The sequence below is a fragment of the Streptomyces sp. NPDC110618 genome, assembly GCF_055657065.1.
Genome location: NZ_JBVKBN010000006.1, coordinates 192,346 through 206,606 on the forward strand (window position 1 = coordinate 192,346; position 14,261 = coordinate 206,606).

At 71.3% G+C, this 14,261-nt stretch carries 14 protein-coding genes and 3 pseudogenes; 12 read left to right on the forward strand and 5 right to left on the reverse strand.

Annotated elements, in window-relative coordinates:
- Window positions 1-9 precede the first annotated feature (9 nt).
- Window positions 10-453 carry a tautomerase family protein gene (locus tag ACZ7L7_RS14060; protein WP_472075912.1) on the forward strand — a complete coding sequence of 148 codons (444 nt, stop codon included), beginning with the start codon at window positions 10-12 and terminating at the stop codon, window positions 451-453.
- Window positions 446-1,462, forward strand: coding sequence for a zinc-dependent alcohol dehydrogenase (locus tag ACZ7L7_RS14065; RefSeq protein WP_472075914.1), 1,017 nt, complete (start codon window positions 446-448; stop codon window positions 1,460-1,462). Before ACZ7L7_RS14060 ends, ACZ7L7_RS14065 begins: the two co-directional genes overlap by 8 nt.
- Window positions 1,463-1,470: 8 nt before the next feature.
- On the opposite strand, the pseudogene ACZ7L7_RS14070 reads toward ACZ7L7_RS14065, so the two are convergent.
- A pseudogene (locus ACZ7L7_RS14070) lies at window positions 1,471-1,686 on the reverse strand (MFS transporter); the annotation flags it as partial.
- 160 nt (window positions 1,687-1,846) lie between these two features.
- Here ACZ7L7_RS14070 and ACZ7L7_RS14075 point away from each other — a divergent pair.
- Window positions 1,847-2,581 (forward strand): D-Ala-D-Ala carboxypeptidase family metallohydrolase, encoded by a 735-nt coding sequence (locus tag ACZ7L7_RS14075; protein WP_472075916.1) that lies wholly within the window; start codon window positions 1,847-1,849, stop codon window positions 2,579-2,581.
- Here the strand turns inward: ACZ7L7_RS14075 and ACZ7L7_RS14080 are convergent.
- Window positions 2,551-3,444, reverse strand: coding sequence for a hypothetical protein (locus tag ACZ7L7_RS14080; protein ID WP_471429695.1), 894 nt, complete (start codon window positions 3,442-3,444; stop codon window positions 2,551-2,553). The genes ACZ7L7_RS14075 and ACZ7L7_RS14080 overlap by 31 nt on opposite strands.
- 66 nt (window positions 3,445-3,510) lie before the next feature.
- On the opposite strand from ACZ7L7_RS14080, the gene ACZ7L7_RS14085 reads away from it, so the two are divergent.
- On the forward strand, window positions 3,511-4,092 hold the full coding sequence (locus ACZ7L7_RS14085) for a sugar O-acetyltransferase (RefSeq protein WP_472075918.1): 582 nt from the start codon (window positions 3,511-3,513) through the stop codon (window positions 4,090-4,092).
- A 4-nt stretch (window positions 4,093-4,096) separates the two neighbouring features.
- On the opposite strand, the gene ACZ7L7_RS14090 is transcribed toward ACZ7L7_RS14085, so the two are convergent.
- Both ACZ7L7_RS14090 and ACZ7L7_RS14095 read right to left on the reverse strand, forming a co-directional pair.
- Window positions 4,097-5,806 carry an alpha/beta hydrolase gene (locus tag ACZ7L7_RS14090; RefSeq protein WP_453607287.1) on the reverse strand — a complete coding sequence of 570 codons (1,710 nt, stop codon included), beginning with the start codon at window positions 5,804-5,806 and terminating at the stop codon, window positions 4,097-4,099.
- A gap of 47 nt (window positions 5,807-5,853) precedes the next feature.
- Window positions 5,854-6,378, reverse strand: coding sequence for a DUF2269 family protein (locus tag ACZ7L7_RS14095; RefSeq protein WP_472075919.1), 525 nt, complete (start codon window positions 6,376-6,378; stop codon window positions 5,854-5,856).
- 160 nt (window positions 6,379-6,538) lie between these two features.
- On the opposite strand from ACZ7L7_RS14095, the pseudogene ACZ7L7_RS14100 reads away from it, so the two are divergent.
- A pseudogene (locus ACZ7L7_RS14100) lies at window positions 6,539-6,958 on the forward strand (NAD(P)-binding domain-containing protein); the annotation flags it as partial.
- Here ACZ7L7_RS14100 and ACZ7L7_RS14105 read toward each other — a convergent pair.
- Window positions 6,949-7,782, reverse strand: a complete 834-nt coding sequence (locus ACZ7L7_RS14105) for a hypothetical protein (protein WP_453607282.1) — start codon at window positions 7,780-7,782, stop codon at window positions 6,949-6,951. The pseudogene ACZ7L7_RS14100 and the gene ACZ7L7_RS14105 overlap by 10 nt on opposite strands.
- 118 nt (window positions 7,783-7,900) lie before the next feature.
- Between ACZ7L7_RS14105 and ACZ7L7_RS14110 the strand changes: the two are divergent.
- The 7 genes and pseudogenes from ACZ7L7_RS14110 to ACZ7L7_RS14140 form a co-directional block, all read left to right on the forward strand.
- A pseudogene (locus tag ACZ7L7_RS14110) lies at window positions 7,901-8,005 on the forward strand (carboxymuconolactone decarboxylase family protein); the annotation flags it as partial.
- Window positions 8,006-8,044: 39 nt separating this feature from the next.
- A complete protein-coding gene (locus tag ACZ7L7_RS14115; RefSeq protein WP_285512755.1) occupies window positions 8,045-8,818 on the forward strand; it encodes a sulfite exporter TauE/SafE family protein in 774 nt (257 codons plus the stop codon).
- Window positions 8,819-9,181: 363 nt separating this feature from the next.
- Window positions 9,182-10,201, forward strand: a complete 1,020-nt coding sequence (locus ACZ7L7_RS14120) for an ABC transporter substrate-binding protein (RefSeq protein WP_453607279.1) — start codon at window positions 9,182-9,184, stop codon at window positions 10,199-10,201.
- A 5-nt stretch (window positions 10,202-10,206) separates the two neighbouring features.
- Window positions 10,207-11,025, forward strand: coding sequence for an ABC transporter ATP-binding protein (locus tag ACZ7L7_RS14125; protein ID WP_285512573.1), 819 nt, complete (start codon window positions 10,207-10,209; stop codon window positions 11,023-11,025).
- A complete protein-coding gene (locus ACZ7L7_RS14130) occupies window positions 11,022-11,891 on the forward strand; it encodes an ABC transporter permease (protein ID WP_472075921.1) in 870 nt (289 codons plus the stop codon). Before ACZ7L7_RS14125 ends, ACZ7L7_RS14130 begins: the two co-directional genes overlap by 4 nt.
- A 41-nt stretch (window positions 11,892-11,932) precedes the next feature.
- Window positions 11,933-13,282 (forward strand): LLM class flavin-dependent oxidoreductase, encoded by a 1,350-nt coding sequence (locus ACZ7L7_RS14135; protein ID WP_285512575.1) that lies wholly within the window; start codon window positions 11,933-11,935, stop codon window positions 13,280-13,282.
- 57 nt (window positions 13,283-13,339) lie between these two features.
- Complete coding sequence (locus ACZ7L7_RS14140) at window positions 13,340-14,239, forward strand: TauD/TfdA dioxygenase family protein (RefSeq protein ID WP_453607274.1); 900 nt, start codon at window positions 13,340-13,342, stop codon at window positions 14,237-14,239.
- Window positions 14,240-14,261 lie beyond the last annotated feature (22 nt).

Sequence of the window (14,261 nt, forward strand, 5' to 3'; positions counted from 1 at the left end):
GTATGCCCCATGCCGATGATTCGGCTCACCGTGCCCGCTGGTTCGCTCACCGACGAAGGGCGACGGACCGTCCAACAGGACTCGGCTGCCGTGCTGTTGAAGTGGGAAGGCGCACCGGACACCGCCTTCTTCCGGGCGCAGGCGTGGAGCTACCTCGTCGAGTTGCCCGAGGGCGCACAGGTCACCGCGGAAGACGCGGCACCGAGGTTCCTCGTGGAGGTCACCGTCCCGCAGGGCGCGCTGTCCGAGCGGCGGAAGGCCGGGCTCGTGAAGGACGCGACGCGGGTCGTCCTGGACGCCGCCGGGCTCGGGGAGGAGGAGGCGCTGCGCGTCTGGGTGCTGGTGCACGAGCAGCCGGACGGCACGTGGGGTGCGGGCGGGTCCGTCATCCGGTACGAGGAACTCGTCGCCCTGGCGAAGAACTCGGCGGAGGAGCAGGCCACCCGTGCGTGAGCTCACCTACGTCGCCCGCCGTACCGTCGAGTGGCGCGAGGCCACCGACCCCGAACTCCGCTCCGATCGGGAGGCGATCGTCGCCCCCGTCGCCGCCACCCCCTGCGACGTGGACTCCTCCATCCTGGCCGGCCACGGCTTCATCGAACCGCCCTTCGCGCTCGGCCACGAGTGCGTCGCCCGAGTCGTCGAGACCGGCGCCGCCGTCACCGCCGTCGTCCCCGGCGACCTGGTCGTCGTGCCCTGGTCCATCAGCTGCGGCACCTGCGACCGCTGCCGGCAGGGCCTGACCGCGCACTGCGCGAGCGTGCCGTACATGGCGATGTACGGCGCCCCCATCGGCGGCAGTTGGGGCGGACTCTTCTCCGACCTGGTCCGCGTCCCGTACGCCGACGCCATGCTCGTCAAGCTCCCCGCGGGCCTCGACCCGGTCGCCATGGCCTCCGCCAGCGACAACTGGTCCCTCGCCTGGCGCCTGGTCGCCCCGCACCTCAGGTCGCGCCCCGGCGCACGGGTGCTGGTCGTCGCCCGGGGCAGTATCGGCCTGTACGTGTGCGACATCGCGCGTGCGCTGGGCGCCTCGGACGTCCTCTACGTCGACCCCGACCCGCACCACCGGGCGCTCGCCGAGGACTTCGGCGCGACCACCGCCGAGGCCCTCGAACCGGCCGCGCACAAAGACGGCTTCGGCATCGCCGTCGAGGCGACGGGTCGCGTCGAACAGCTCGCTCTGACCGTCAAGTGCCTCGCCCCGGAAGGGATCTGCGAGAGCGCGGGCAACCACTTCCGCCCCGGCGAACTGCCCCTGCTCGACATGTACCTCACGGGCGTCACCCTGCGCATCGCCCGCGACAACGTCCGCGCCCACATGCCCGACGCGCTCGCCCTGGCCGCGTCCGGCAAGGTCAACCCGGAGAAGGTGGTCTCCGACGTCATCGACTGGGCGGACCTGCCGAACGCCCTGCCACGCAAGCTCCTCAAGCCGGTCTTCGTCCGCTCCGAGAACTGATCACGCCCTCACGCACCGGCAGCCGCGTCCGCGCCCCGCGCCTCCCGCACCCGCGACACCGCGAGCACCCCCGCCTGCGCCACGGCACCCGTCAGCCCGACCCACAGGGCGAACCGATAGCCCACCTGATCGGCGAGCACTCCCCCGAGTGGCGCACCCACCGCCACCATCCCCCAGTTGAAGGACCGGATCGTGGCGTTCATCCGCCCCCGCAGCCCCTCCGGGGGTAGCCGGGGACGTCCATCAGGCCGGGCACGATCGGGACGGTAGCAGTCCATCGGGCTGACGGACCTTCACCAGCTCGCCACAAGTGGCCTGTTGACGCGCGTAGCGCGGACCTTCAGTCTGGCTGCAATCGAGAGCAGTCGACGGACTGGAGGTCGGATGTTCAGACGGACGGCACGTTCCCTCCTCGCTTTTGTCATGATCACGGCAGGTACAGTACTCGGGGTCGGTGCGACCGCCGGTGCCGCGCACGCCGACGAGTGCTACACGTGGAGCCGCACCCTGTCCCAGGGTTCCTCCGGCGGCGATGTCACGCAGTTGCAGATCCGGGTGGCGGGCTGGGTCACCTCAGGCGAACGGCTGTCCTACGACGGCCAGTACGGCGCCCGCACCGCCGCCGCCGTGAAGAAGTTCCAGGCCGCCTACGGCCTGCCCGCCGACGGGGTCGCGGGGCCGCAGACCTTCGGCAAGATCTACACCCTCCAGGACCCGGACTGCACCCCGGCCCACTTCAGCTACGGCGAGCTCAACCGCTGCAACTCCGACTGGTCCGGCGGAGCCGTGTCGGCCGCGACCGCCAAGGCCAACGCGCTGAAGACCATGTGGAAGCTGGAGGCCATGCGGCACGCTCTCGGTGACGTCCCGATCAGCGTCTCCAGCGGTTTCCGTTCCTACGCCTGCAACCGAGCCGTCGGCGGGTCCGCCACCAGCCGCCACCTGTACGGCGACGCGGCCGACCTCACCGGTTCCCCGTCCTTCTGCCGGCTCGCCCAGCAGGCCCGGACGCACGGCTTCTCGGAGATCCTCGGCCCGGGCTACCCCGGCCACAACGACCACACCCACGTGGCCTTCGACCCCTCCCCCTACTGGTCCGCGCCCAACTGCGGCATCTGACGGCGCTGTTGGGCACTCCTCAGCGCCTCCCTCAGTGCCGCCACCGCGCCGCCCGCGTCCTCCGCGTAGAAGCGGAGGACGCGGGCCTCGGCGAGTTTGCCCAGGGGGCGGACGTACGCGACTGGCTCGGTGAGTTCGACCGTGACCGTGGTCTGGCCCGCCACGGCGATGTCCGCCACGCCGTCGGCGTCCACGGCGCCCGGCCTGCCCTCCGGGAAGCTGCGCTCCACGCGGACGGACGCGATGCGGTCGGCCGGGACCCGGATGTCCAGGAGGGCGCCGTAGCGCAGCCGCAGGGAGCCGTCGGAGGCGATGACATGCGGGCGGACCACGCAGGAGGCGTGCAGGGCGATGACGAAATAGCAGCCCCAGATGTCGAGGACCAGGGTCACCGCGTGCACCACCGGCCAGGGGATCAGGAAGGCCAGGGCCACCGTCTCCACCACGCAGACGAAGAAGAAGCCGAACATCGTCGCCGACTGACCGGGCGCGTACGGAACGGCCACGTCTCCTGCGCGTACGCCGTGCGGGCCGCGGCGGGTGATCCAGCGCAGGAAGCTGGTGGAGAGGAACACCTCGTGGGTGGTCAGTCTGCGCACCGGCGCCGGGACCGTGTCGGCGATCGCCGCGCGCAGGGCCGTACGGCGGTCCAGTCCGGCGCGGCGGTGGCGGCGGTGGTCGAGGAAGAGCAGGGCACTCGCCGCGATCAGCAGGAGCAGCGCCGCCGACCGCGTCACCGTCCGGGCGGCGGGCGGGACCGACACTCCCCCGGCCAGGCACAGGATCAGCACCAGCTCGCCCGGCACCAGCGCCGCCGACGACCAGCGCACGGCCTTCCTCAGCAACCACGTTCGGCTCCGCATGCGGCCAGTAGAAACGTTGCCGTTGCGTCAAGGTCAAGCCAAGGCGCGAAGTGTACGGTCGTACACATGGCGACGGACTACTTCGCGGACGATCCACGGACCAACCTCGAACGCATGCGGGCCGGTGATCTCTACATCGCCGACGACCCGGAGATCGCGCACCGGCAGCAGCGGGCCGCGCGGCTCTCGGCCCGCTTCCAGGCCGCCTACCCCGAGGACCCCGGCAAGGCACACGAGATCCTCGCCGAGCTGCTCGGCTCCCTGGGGGAACAGGCGCACGTACGGCCGCCGTTGTTCGTCGACTACGGCAGCAACATCACCATCGGCGCGCGCACCTTCGTCAACTTCAACCTCACCGCGCTGGACGTCGCCGCGATCACCATCGGCGCGGACTGCCAGATCGGGCCGAACGTCCAACTCTTCACCCCCACACACCCGTTGGAGCCTCAGCCGCGGCGCGACAAGCTGGAGGCGGCGCGCCCGATCGGCATCGGTGACAATGTGTGGCTCGGCGGCGGGGTGATCGTACTGCCCGGGGTCAGCATCGGCGACGACTCGGTGATCGGTGCCGGTTCGGTGGTGACGAGGGACGTGCCCGCAGGTGTGGTCGCCGTCGGCAGTCCCGCCCGCGTCGTCCGCACCCTGTGAGGCGCTACCCGATGATCTCCCGGAGGCGGGCGAGGTCCGCCTCCGTCACGTTGGGCGGGCGCAGCACGGCGTTCCAGGCGTCCACGTACTCGCTGCGGTACCGGTGGCCGTGCCCGGACGGGACCTCGGTGGCGAATGGCAGGTCGGCGGTGATCTGCCAGAAGGTCACGAACGGCACCCAGAACATGTCCTCCAGTACGTCCCGGCCGGGCGCCTCGCCGATCCAGTCCGGCTCGTCGAGGATCAGGTGCGGGCCCCACCACACGATCGGGTCGGAGGCGTGCAGCAGGTACAGGACCCGGTTGCTGTCCCAGGGTCCGTCGGCCGGCGGGATCGGCTCGCGGGCGTCGCTGGCGAAACGCACGGTCCGGCCGTCCTTGAAGACGGGCTGCACCTCCGGGGTGCCGGACTCCCGGTGGTCGGTGAACTCCCGGTAGAGGGAGTTGAAGTTGGGCGGGCCCGAGAAGAGGGTGCCCGAGGTGCGGTTGCTGAGGTCGTACTCACCGCTGAAGGCCGTCTCGCCGCCGAAGGAGCCGAGGCTCTCGCCGGTGGCGTAGAGCCGGGGGCGTTCGTCGGCGGGCAGTTTCGACCAGGTGTCGTAGACGGCGTCGAACAGTTCGCGGCCCGCCGCCCGCGCCTTGGACTGGTCGACCAGGTAGGACAGCCAGGACGGCAGGAACGAGTACTGGAGCGCGACGATCGCGGAGTCGCCGCCGGTGAGGTACTCGAAGCTGTCCACGTTGGCCGGGTCGACCCAGCCGCTGCCGGTGGTGGTCGCGACCAGGAGGTACCCGCGCTCGAAGCCCCCGGCGCGGCGCAGGTCGGCGACGGCGCGTGCGGCGCGCTCCTCGGTGTCGTCGGCCGTGTCGAGGCCGGCGTAGGCGCGCACCGGTTCCTGCGCGGGTTCCCCGCTGAAGCGGGTGATGTCGGCGGCGGAGGGGCCCGAGCCGATGAAGACCCGTCCTTCCCGGCCCAGGGAGTCCCAGGGGACGAGGGAGCCCGGTCCGCCGGAGCGGGTGCTCGTGGTGGGCTTCCGGATGCCCTCCGGGGTCTCGGTGTCCCTGAGCGAGAAGGCCTCGTTGGCGGCGCCGACCAGGCCCTCCAGGAGGAGTCCGCTGATCAGCAGCCAGGACGTGGCCGCCACGAGGAGCCAGCCCACCGCCTTGGCGGCCCGCTCGCCGATCCAGCGCATCAGCCGGCGCGACACCCAGCGGTACACGGCGCGCACTCCGCGCCCGAGGAGCAGGAGCAGGGCGAAGACCAGCAGGGCGATCAGGGGTGAGAGGACCGCCTGGAGCACGTTGTACTCCCGTACGCCCATGAGGTCGCGGATCTCGTGCTGCCAGTACTGGCCGAGTCCGAACGCGACGGCGAACAGGACGGTCCCGCCGATCCAGAACACCGGCCACGACCAACGGCGCGGCTCACGCGGGTCACGGTCGGCGAAGGCACGCCAGACGACGGCGGCGAGGACACCGAGGCCGTAGCCGATGGCCGCGGAGATCCCGCAGATGAGGCCTTGCAGCACGCCTGGGCGCGGGAGGAGCGACGGGGTGAAGGACAGGCAGGCCAGCAGGAGCGCGCCCCAGCAGCCGGGGAGCGTGACACGCAGCTGCCCACGCCATCGGGCCGGTGGTGGCGTGGGCTCGTCCTGCGCGGGTTCGTCCCGCGCGGGCTGCGCTGTCGGTGGGGGCTGCGAAGCCTGGTCGCTCATGGCGTCCTCCGGGTCAAATCGTCCCCCGGAGGTGGTGGCGCCGCCAGTCAGGCCGCCTGGCGGACCCCGTCCCGGCCGGCGGCGGCGCGCAGGCGGCGTCCGCGGCGGGTCCGGCCCCAGGGCTTGAGGATCGAGATCACGGTCATGAAGACGTACGCGGTCAGGGAGACGATCGGGCCGAACAGCACCTCACCGGCGTCGGGCAGGGGTCCGCCCGCGGAGACGGCGTCGACCGCCTCGTTCACGCCGGGGCGCAGCGCGAAGGCGGTGGCTGCCGTGGTGACCAGGGTCAGCCAGAACTTGGTGTAGACCCAGCGGTGCCGGGCCAGCCCCCACTGTGTGCCCAGGGCGAGCAGCAGGCCGCTGAGGAGGGTCAGGAACGCGACGGGGAGCAGGAGCCAGTCCGCGAACAGCTTCATGGCCCGCACCGATGCCTCCACCGTCACCGGCGTACCGGTGCTCGCCGCGGTCGCGCCCAGGGCGAGCAGACCGAGCGTGAGCCCGAGCCAGGAGGCGGAGGCGACGACATGGACGACGAGGGTGGCCCGCCGTGCGGGTCGGCTGAGTTTCATGCGGTCCAGACTGGCGAGCGGACGCCCGGAGGACGTCTGACGGCAGGAGCAACCTCGTGTACTCACGGCGGCGTACGCACCGGGCCGGGGCCTGCTCCCCCCGGACCAGGGGACTACGACTTCGGTTCCCCGGGACCCGGGCCCGCGGCCCGATGGGGACGAACACAAGGACCTCGGGCTTCCCGTGACGGACCCGGACGAGACCGCCGCACACGCGGAGGTCCTGGTGAACCCCACACCGGGCAACATCTCCGTCGGGCTGCTGCGCTCCATCGGCGCCCCTGCCCTGGCCGGTACCCCGCTGATCGATGTGGGCGTCGGCATGTCCGACAGGCTCGCCGGACCGAGCACCGTCTTCCTCCACGGCGACGACACGGAGGCCAAGCGGGCGACGGGCGACCTGCTCACCGACATCGGCGGGCCGCCCGAGTCCCAGCTGGACATCGGCGGCATCACGAGTGCCCGGGGGCTGGGGCACTTCGCCTTCCTGTTCATGGGGATCGCGCACGGTCTTGGCTCCCACACGTTCCACATCCAGGTGGTCGCCAAGGCGTGCATCAACACCCGTGGTCACCCCTGACGCTCCGCCAGCCGGGCGGCGGCCGTCTCCGCCCGGCGGCCGGCCTCCCGCACCCGCCGCTCCGCCGCCCGCAGTTCCTCCCGCGCCCGGCGCTCCTCCTCCAACGCCTCCCGCTGCCCGGCCTTGGCGCGGCTCAGTTCCTCGGTCAACTGACCGACGCGTTCCTTGAGTTGCTCGGCGCGTCGACGCTGCTTCGCCGCCTCCTTCTCGGCCGCGGAGGCCTCCTTCTCCCGTGCCCGCAGCTCGCGCCGGGCCGCCTCGGCGTCCTTGCGAAGCCGGGTCAGCTCCGTGTCGGCGCCGCGCTTCCCGGGACGGGGCGGGGGTTTGCGCACAGCCGCGCTCGGGCTCACGTCGGGGAATCCGACCGTGCCCTCCAGCGGCTTCACCAGCCGCCCGGTGGCCCATTCCGCCGCCGCATCGGCATCGGCCAGTACGGCGTGCAGGGTGCCCTCGACCTCGCGGCCGACGTCGTCGCCGACCGGATGGCCCGCCTGCGCGGCCAGTTCCCTCGCCTCGCGGGTGACCGCTCTGATCAGCGTCCGCTGCTGACCGGTCAGTTCGCGCAGCCGGGCGCCGTCCAGATCCCTGTGGGCCTGGCGGAGGGCCTCGCCGAGCCGGAGCAGGGCCGCGGTCTCCTCCGGGCGTTCCCGGACCAGGAGGTTGCTCACCCAGGCCGCGAGGCTGGGGCGGCGCAGCTTGCCGATCCGGTCCGCGAGCGCCCGGTCCCCGGCCGTGCGGGCCTCTGCCACACGGGCGCCGCGCGCCGCGGTGAACTCCTCCGGCCGCAGCGCGTACAGGTCATCGGCGACCGTGTCGATGTCCACGGGGGCTCCTGTCGACGGGCGCACTGACTCTTCGAGCGTAGGAGAGGGGATGGGGGTGTGCGCGTCGGAGGCACCCGCCCCGGGGGCCCGAAGGATTCTCCCGCTTCCCTGTCACACCCTCGCCACGCTGACCTTCGCCATCGGGCAGGTCAACTTCTTCACCGCCGTGGCCCTGGTGACCAAGCCGGTGCCCGGCCGGTCCTTCACCGACCCCGGGGAGTGAACCGCCCGCCGGGGACGTAGGGTCACGCCTGTGGACCTGGTGAACTGGACGACCGGGCTGGCCGTCGGCCTGCTCATCGCGGTGGTGACCGCGCCGGTCGGGGTGTCGGGCGCGGTCTTCCTGCTGCCCGTGCAGCTCAGCGTCCTCGGCGTGCCCAGCCCGGCGGTCACCCCCACCAACCTCCTCTACAACGTGGTCGCCGGTCCCGGTGCCCTCCTGCGGTACGCGCGCACGGGCCTCCTGCGCGGCTCGCTGACCCGGCGCCTGGTGGCCGGAACCCTGCCCGGTGTGCTGATCGGCGCCGTGATCCGGGTCTTCGCCCTGCCCGGCGCCACGGTCTTCCGCCTGCTGGTGGCGGCCCTGCTGATGCCGCTCGGCGCGTGGCTCGTCCTGCGCACACTCCGCCCCGCCGAGCACACCTCGGGCAGGGAACCGTCCCCCCGGGCCCTGAGCACGCTGGCCCTCGCCGTCGGTGTCGTCGGCGGCATCTACGGCATCGGCGGCGGGTCGATCCTCGGCCCGATCCTGGTCGGCCGGGGCATGCCGGTCACCAAGGTGGCACCGGCCGCGCTCGCCGCGACCTTCGTCACCTCCGTGGCCGGTGCCACGGCCTTCGCCCTGCTGTCGCTCGCCGAGTCCGGCACCGTCGCCCCCGACTGGGGCCTCGGACTCGCCTGCGGACTGGGCGGACTCATCGGCGGCTACCTCGGGGCACGGCTCCAACCCCGCCTGCCCGAGACGGGTTTGCGGCTCCTGCTCGGCTCCCTCGCCCTCGCCGTCGGGGTGCTCTACGCCGTGCAGTCGGTGCGCTGAACGCCGCGCATTGTGAACGCCGTACTTCGCGTGCATGTCCCAGTGTGGAGAAATGCTTCGAGGCCGCTCGCGGCGTTGACCTGGCCGGATTTCGCTGCGAGTGTCATGTCCGTGAGCAAGAACGAGACCCCCGCCGCGCGCCTGAACGTCGATCCGCGACGTCAGTGCCGCGCCCTGTGTGCCACCGGCTGTCGCCGCCGCTGACCGGCGCGGTTCCTCCTCGCTCCCTTCCTGACCGGCGCTCCGGACGACGCCGGTGACTTCACACCCGTAGAGCTCCGCGGAGCATGCCCTCCTTCGGCATGCCCCGCGCCGCTCGACGTCCGCACGTCCCTGCCCCGCTTCTTCGAACAGGACCCCTTCATGGCCACCACGGCATCGACCCGACGACAGTTCCTCACTCTGCTCGGTCTCTCAGCAGTGGCCGTCAGCTGCGGCACGGCCGGTGCCAGTGCCGGGAAGGGCGGCACGAAGACGCTCAAGTACCAGGGCTGGGCGGGCCAGGTGACGCTGCCCGAACTCGCCGAGGATCTCGGCTACTTGGGGGATGTGAAGCTGGAGTGGGTCGGCAACACGATCAGCGGTCCGCAGGACATCCAGTCCGCGGCGACCGGCCAGGTCGACTTCGGCGGCGCGTTCAACGGCGCGGTGGTCAAACTGGCCGCGAACAACGCCCCCGTCAAGGCGGTCATCAGCTACTACGGCTCCGACAAGCACGCCTACAGCGGCTACTACGTCCTTGAGAACAGCCCGATCCGCTCGGCTCGGGACCTGATCGGCAAGAAGGTCGGGATGAACACCCTCGGCGCGCACGCCGAGGCCATGCTCGACATCCACCTGCAGCGCGAGGGGCTTTCCCCGTCCGACATCGACAAGGTCGAGCCGCTGGTGGTGCCCCCGGTCAACACCGAGCAGTCGCTGCGCCAGAAGCAGATCGACGTGGCCGTTCTCAGCGGCGTGCTGCGCGACAAGGCGCTGGCCACCGGCGGTATCCGGCCGCTGTTCACCGACTACGAGCTGCTCGGCGCGTTCAGCGCCGGCACGTACGTGATGACGGAGCGCTTCATCCAGCAGAACCCCGAGACCGTCCGGACCTTCGTCACCGCCGTCGGCAAGGCGATCGAGTGGTCGCGCTCCACTCCGCACGAGGAGGTCATCGCCCGGATGACGGACATCGTGAAGCGGCGCAAGCGCAACGAGGACACCGAGTCCCTGAAGTACTGGCGGTCCTTCGGCGTCGGCGAGAAGGCGGGCCGGATCACCGACAAGGAGTTCAAGCTCTGGATCGACTGGCTGTCGGAGCGCGGCGACATCGACAAGGGCCGGGTCTCCCTGGCGGACCTCTACACCAACGAATTCAACGACGCGACCGGCCGGAGCTGACTGCCATGACCATCGTCTTCGAGAACGTACGGAAGGAATTCACCGTCAAGGACCGCTCGGGAAAGCGGCAGAGCAGCCGCTTCACCGCCCTCGACGGTATCGACCTGGAGATCGCGGACGGGGAGTTCGTGGTCCTCGTCGGACCCAGCGGCTGCGGCAAGTCGACCCTGCTGGATCTGCTCGGGGGTCTGACACAGCCCACCTCGGGGCGCATCCTGCTCGAGGGCGAGCCCATCACCGGGCCGGGCCTGGACCGGGGCATCGTCTTCCAGCAGTACGCGCTGCTGCCGTGGCGCACCGCGCAGGGCAACGTCGAGTTCGGTCTGGAGGCCACCAGGGTCCCCCGGCGCCAACGCGCCGCACGGGCGCGGGAGTTCCTGGACCTGGTCGGCCTGACCGGGTTCGAGGACCGGCACCCGCACGAACTGTCCGGCGGTATGCGCCAGCGCGTCGCCATCGCCCGCAGCCTCGCCTACGACCCTCAAGTGCTGCTGATGGACGAGCCGTTCGCGGCGCTCGACGCGCAGACACGGGAGTCGCTGCAGGACGAGCTGCTGAGCATTTGGCAGCGCACCGGCAAGACCGTCGTGTTCATCACCCACGGCATCGACGAGGCCGTCTATCTGGGGCAGCGGGTCGCCGTCATGACGTCCAGGCCGGGCCGGATCAAGCAGATCGTGCCGGTCTCGCTCGGCTCGCGCACGGCCACGGACGACCTGCGCTCCAGCCCCGAGTTCGCGCGGCACCGGCACGAGATCTGGTCACTGCTGCGCGACGAGGTGGCCAGGGCCCAGCAGTTGGAGAAGGAGGCGGCAGCCGTATGAGCACCACCACTACCGAGACGCGGACCGAAGCGGTCCCGCGGGTCCCGGTCGTCAAAACCCCCGAGCCCACGCCGGTGTCGGCCGGGCGGGCCCGCCGGGCGGGGCGGCTGCTGCTGACCACGGTGACGAAGTCCGCGGCCATCGCCGCGCTGCTGCTGCTCTGGGAGACCGCGCCGCGGCTCGGCCTGGTCGACCGGACCTTCCTGCCCCCGTTCAGTGAGGTCGCCGAGGCCTGGTGGGGGCTGGCCAAGGACGGTCAGCTCGCCGACAACGCGCAGGCCAGCCTGGTCCGTTCGTTCAGCGGCTTCGGGATCGCCGTGGCCGTCGCCGTACCGCTGGGGCTGCTCATCGGCTGGTACCGGCCGGTCGCCGACCTGCTCGGGCCGCTGTTGGAGGTGTTCCGCAACACCGCGGCCCTGGCCCTGCTGCCGGTGTTCGTGCTGCTGCTCGGCATCGGCGAGACCTCGAAGATCTCCATCGTGGTGTACGCGTGCACCTGGCCGATCCTGCTCAACACGATCAGCGCCGTGCGCAACGTCGATCCGACCCTGCTCAAGCTCGCCCGGTCGATGGACCTGTCCGCGCCCCGGCTCTTCCAGAAGGTCATCCTGCCGGCGTCGGTGCCGGTGATGTTCACCGGTATCCGGCTGACCGGAACCGTGTCGATCCTGGTGCTGGTGGCGGCCGAGATGATCGGCGCCAAGGCGGGCCTGGGCTATCTGATCAACGCCTCGCAGTACAACTTCGCGATCCCGCAGATGTACGCGGGGATCATCACGATCTCCGCGATCGGCGTCGCCTTCAACCAGCTCCTGGTGAGCGTGGAACGCCGCCTCAGCTCCTGGCGCGTGCCCACGGGCGCCTGAACACCCTTCCCTTCCGTCTGCCACAGCTCCAGAGGATCCCCATGACCGCGTCCCGCCCCCGTCAGCTCCACCTCAACGCCTTCCTGCTGAACGCCGGACACCACGACGCCGCCTGGCGGCACCCGCGCACCGAGCCCGAACGCATCGTCGACCGGCGCTACTTCCAACAGCTCGCCCAGACCGCCGAACGCGGCCTGCTGGACTCGGTGTTCCTCGCCGACGGCCTCGCCCTGTGGGGCAACGCCCGCTACAACGCGCTCGGCGGCTTCGAGCCGCTGACCCTGCTGTCCGCGCTGGCGGCGGTCACGGAGCGGATCGGACTGATCGCCACCGTCTCCACCACCTTCAACGAGCCCTTCCACACCGCCCGCAAGTTCGCCTCCCTCGACCACATCAGCGAGGGCCGGGCGGGCTGGAACATCGTCACCTCCGGCACCGTGCAGGAGGCCCGCAACTTCGGGCAGGACACCCACCTGGAGCACCGGCTGCGCTACGAGCGGGCCCGGGAGTTCGTCGAGGTCGCCACCAAGCTGTGGGACAGCTGGGAGGACGACGCGATCCTGCTGGACCGGGAGCGCGGGGTGTACGCCGACACCGACAAGGTGCGCGAGATCGAGCACCGGGGCGAGTACTTCGGGGTGCAGGGTCCGCTGAACGTGCCGCGCTCCCCGCAGGGGCATCCGCTGCTGGTGCAGGCCGGTTCGTCGGAGGACGGCAAGGAGTTCGCCGCCCAGTACGCCGAGGCCGTCTTCACCGCCCAGCAGACCCTCGCCGACGCCCAGGCCTTCTACAAGGACCTCAAGTCCCGGCTGCCCCGTTACGGCCGCAGCGAGGACCAGTTGCTGATCCTGCCCGGCATCGCCCCGGTCATCGGCTCCACCGAGGCCGAGGCACGCGCCCTGGAGCGGGAACTGACGGAGCTTCAGGTCCCCGAGTACGGGCTCGCCCAGCTCTCCGGGATGCTCGGCACCGATGTGACGGGGCTGCCGCTGGACGGACCGCTGCCCGAGCTGCCCGAGGAACGGGACATCAACGGCAACAAGAGCCGCTTCACGCTCGTCGCCGAGCTCGCCCGGCGCGACAACCTCACCCTGCGCGAGCTGATCGCCCGCCTCGGTGCCGGACGCGGCCACCACGTGTTCGCCGGTACGCCCGAGCAGGTGGCCGATCACTTGGAGGAGTGGTTCACCGAGGGCGGCGCCGACGGCTTCAACATCATGCCGCCCCATCTGCCGGGCGGCCTGGAGGACTTCGTCGACCACGTGGTGCCGATCCTCCAGCAGCGCGGCCTGTTCCGCACCGAGTACACCGGCCGCACCCTGCGCGAGCACTACGGGCTCGCCCGTCCCGCCAACCGGCTGACCGCGCCGGCCGAACCGGCCACCGCCTGAACCTGCCGGAACCTGTCGCCGCCCGAACCCATCGCACCCGAAAGGAATACGCCTCCCATGACCACCAGCACCGGATTCGACGTACGCCGGATCGGCGGGCGCATCGGCGCCGAGATCGTCGGCGTCGACCTGTCCGCCGAGCTCTCCCCCGCTCTGTTCGCCGAGATCAACTCCGCGCTCCTGGAGCACAAGGCACTCGTCTTCCGCGGCCAGGACCTGGACGACGAGGGGCAGCTCCGCTTCGCCTCGCTCTTCGGCGAGCTGACCACCGCGCACCCCACGGTCCCCTCGGCCGACGGCCGCCCCAACGTCCTGCCCGTGGACGGGGAGGAGGGCGTCCGTGCCAACCACTGGCACACCGACGTCACGTTCGTCCGCACCCCGCCGAAGGTGACCACCCTGCGCGGCATCGTGATCCCGCCCTACGGCGGCAACACCCTGATCGCCAACTCGGCCGCCGCCTACCGGGACCTGCCCGAGCCGCTGCGTGAGCTGGCGGACAAGCTGTGGGCGGTGCACACCAACGACTACGACTACGCCGCCCCGAAGAGCGACAAGGCCGCCGAACACCGTCGGCAGTTCGTCTCCCGCACGTACCGCACCGCCCACCCGGTCGTCCGCGTCCACCCCGAGACCGGGGAACGGGGCCTGTTCATCGGAGGGTTCGCGCAGAGCATCGTCGGGCTGAACGGGTCCGACTCCCGGGACCTGCTGCGCCTGTTCCAGTCGTACGTCACCCGACCGGAGAACATCGTGCGGGTCGCCTGGTCGCCGGGCGACGTGGTGGTGTTCGACAACCGCATCACCCAGCACTACGCCCCCGACGACTACGGCGACCTGCCCCGTCTGCTGCACCGCGTGACGGTCGCGGGCGATGTCCCCGCCGGGCTCGACGGCACCCTCAGCCATGTCATCGCGGGCGACGAGGCGACGCACTACACGCCGTCCGCGGCGTAGGCCCCACAGCACACAGGTCGGC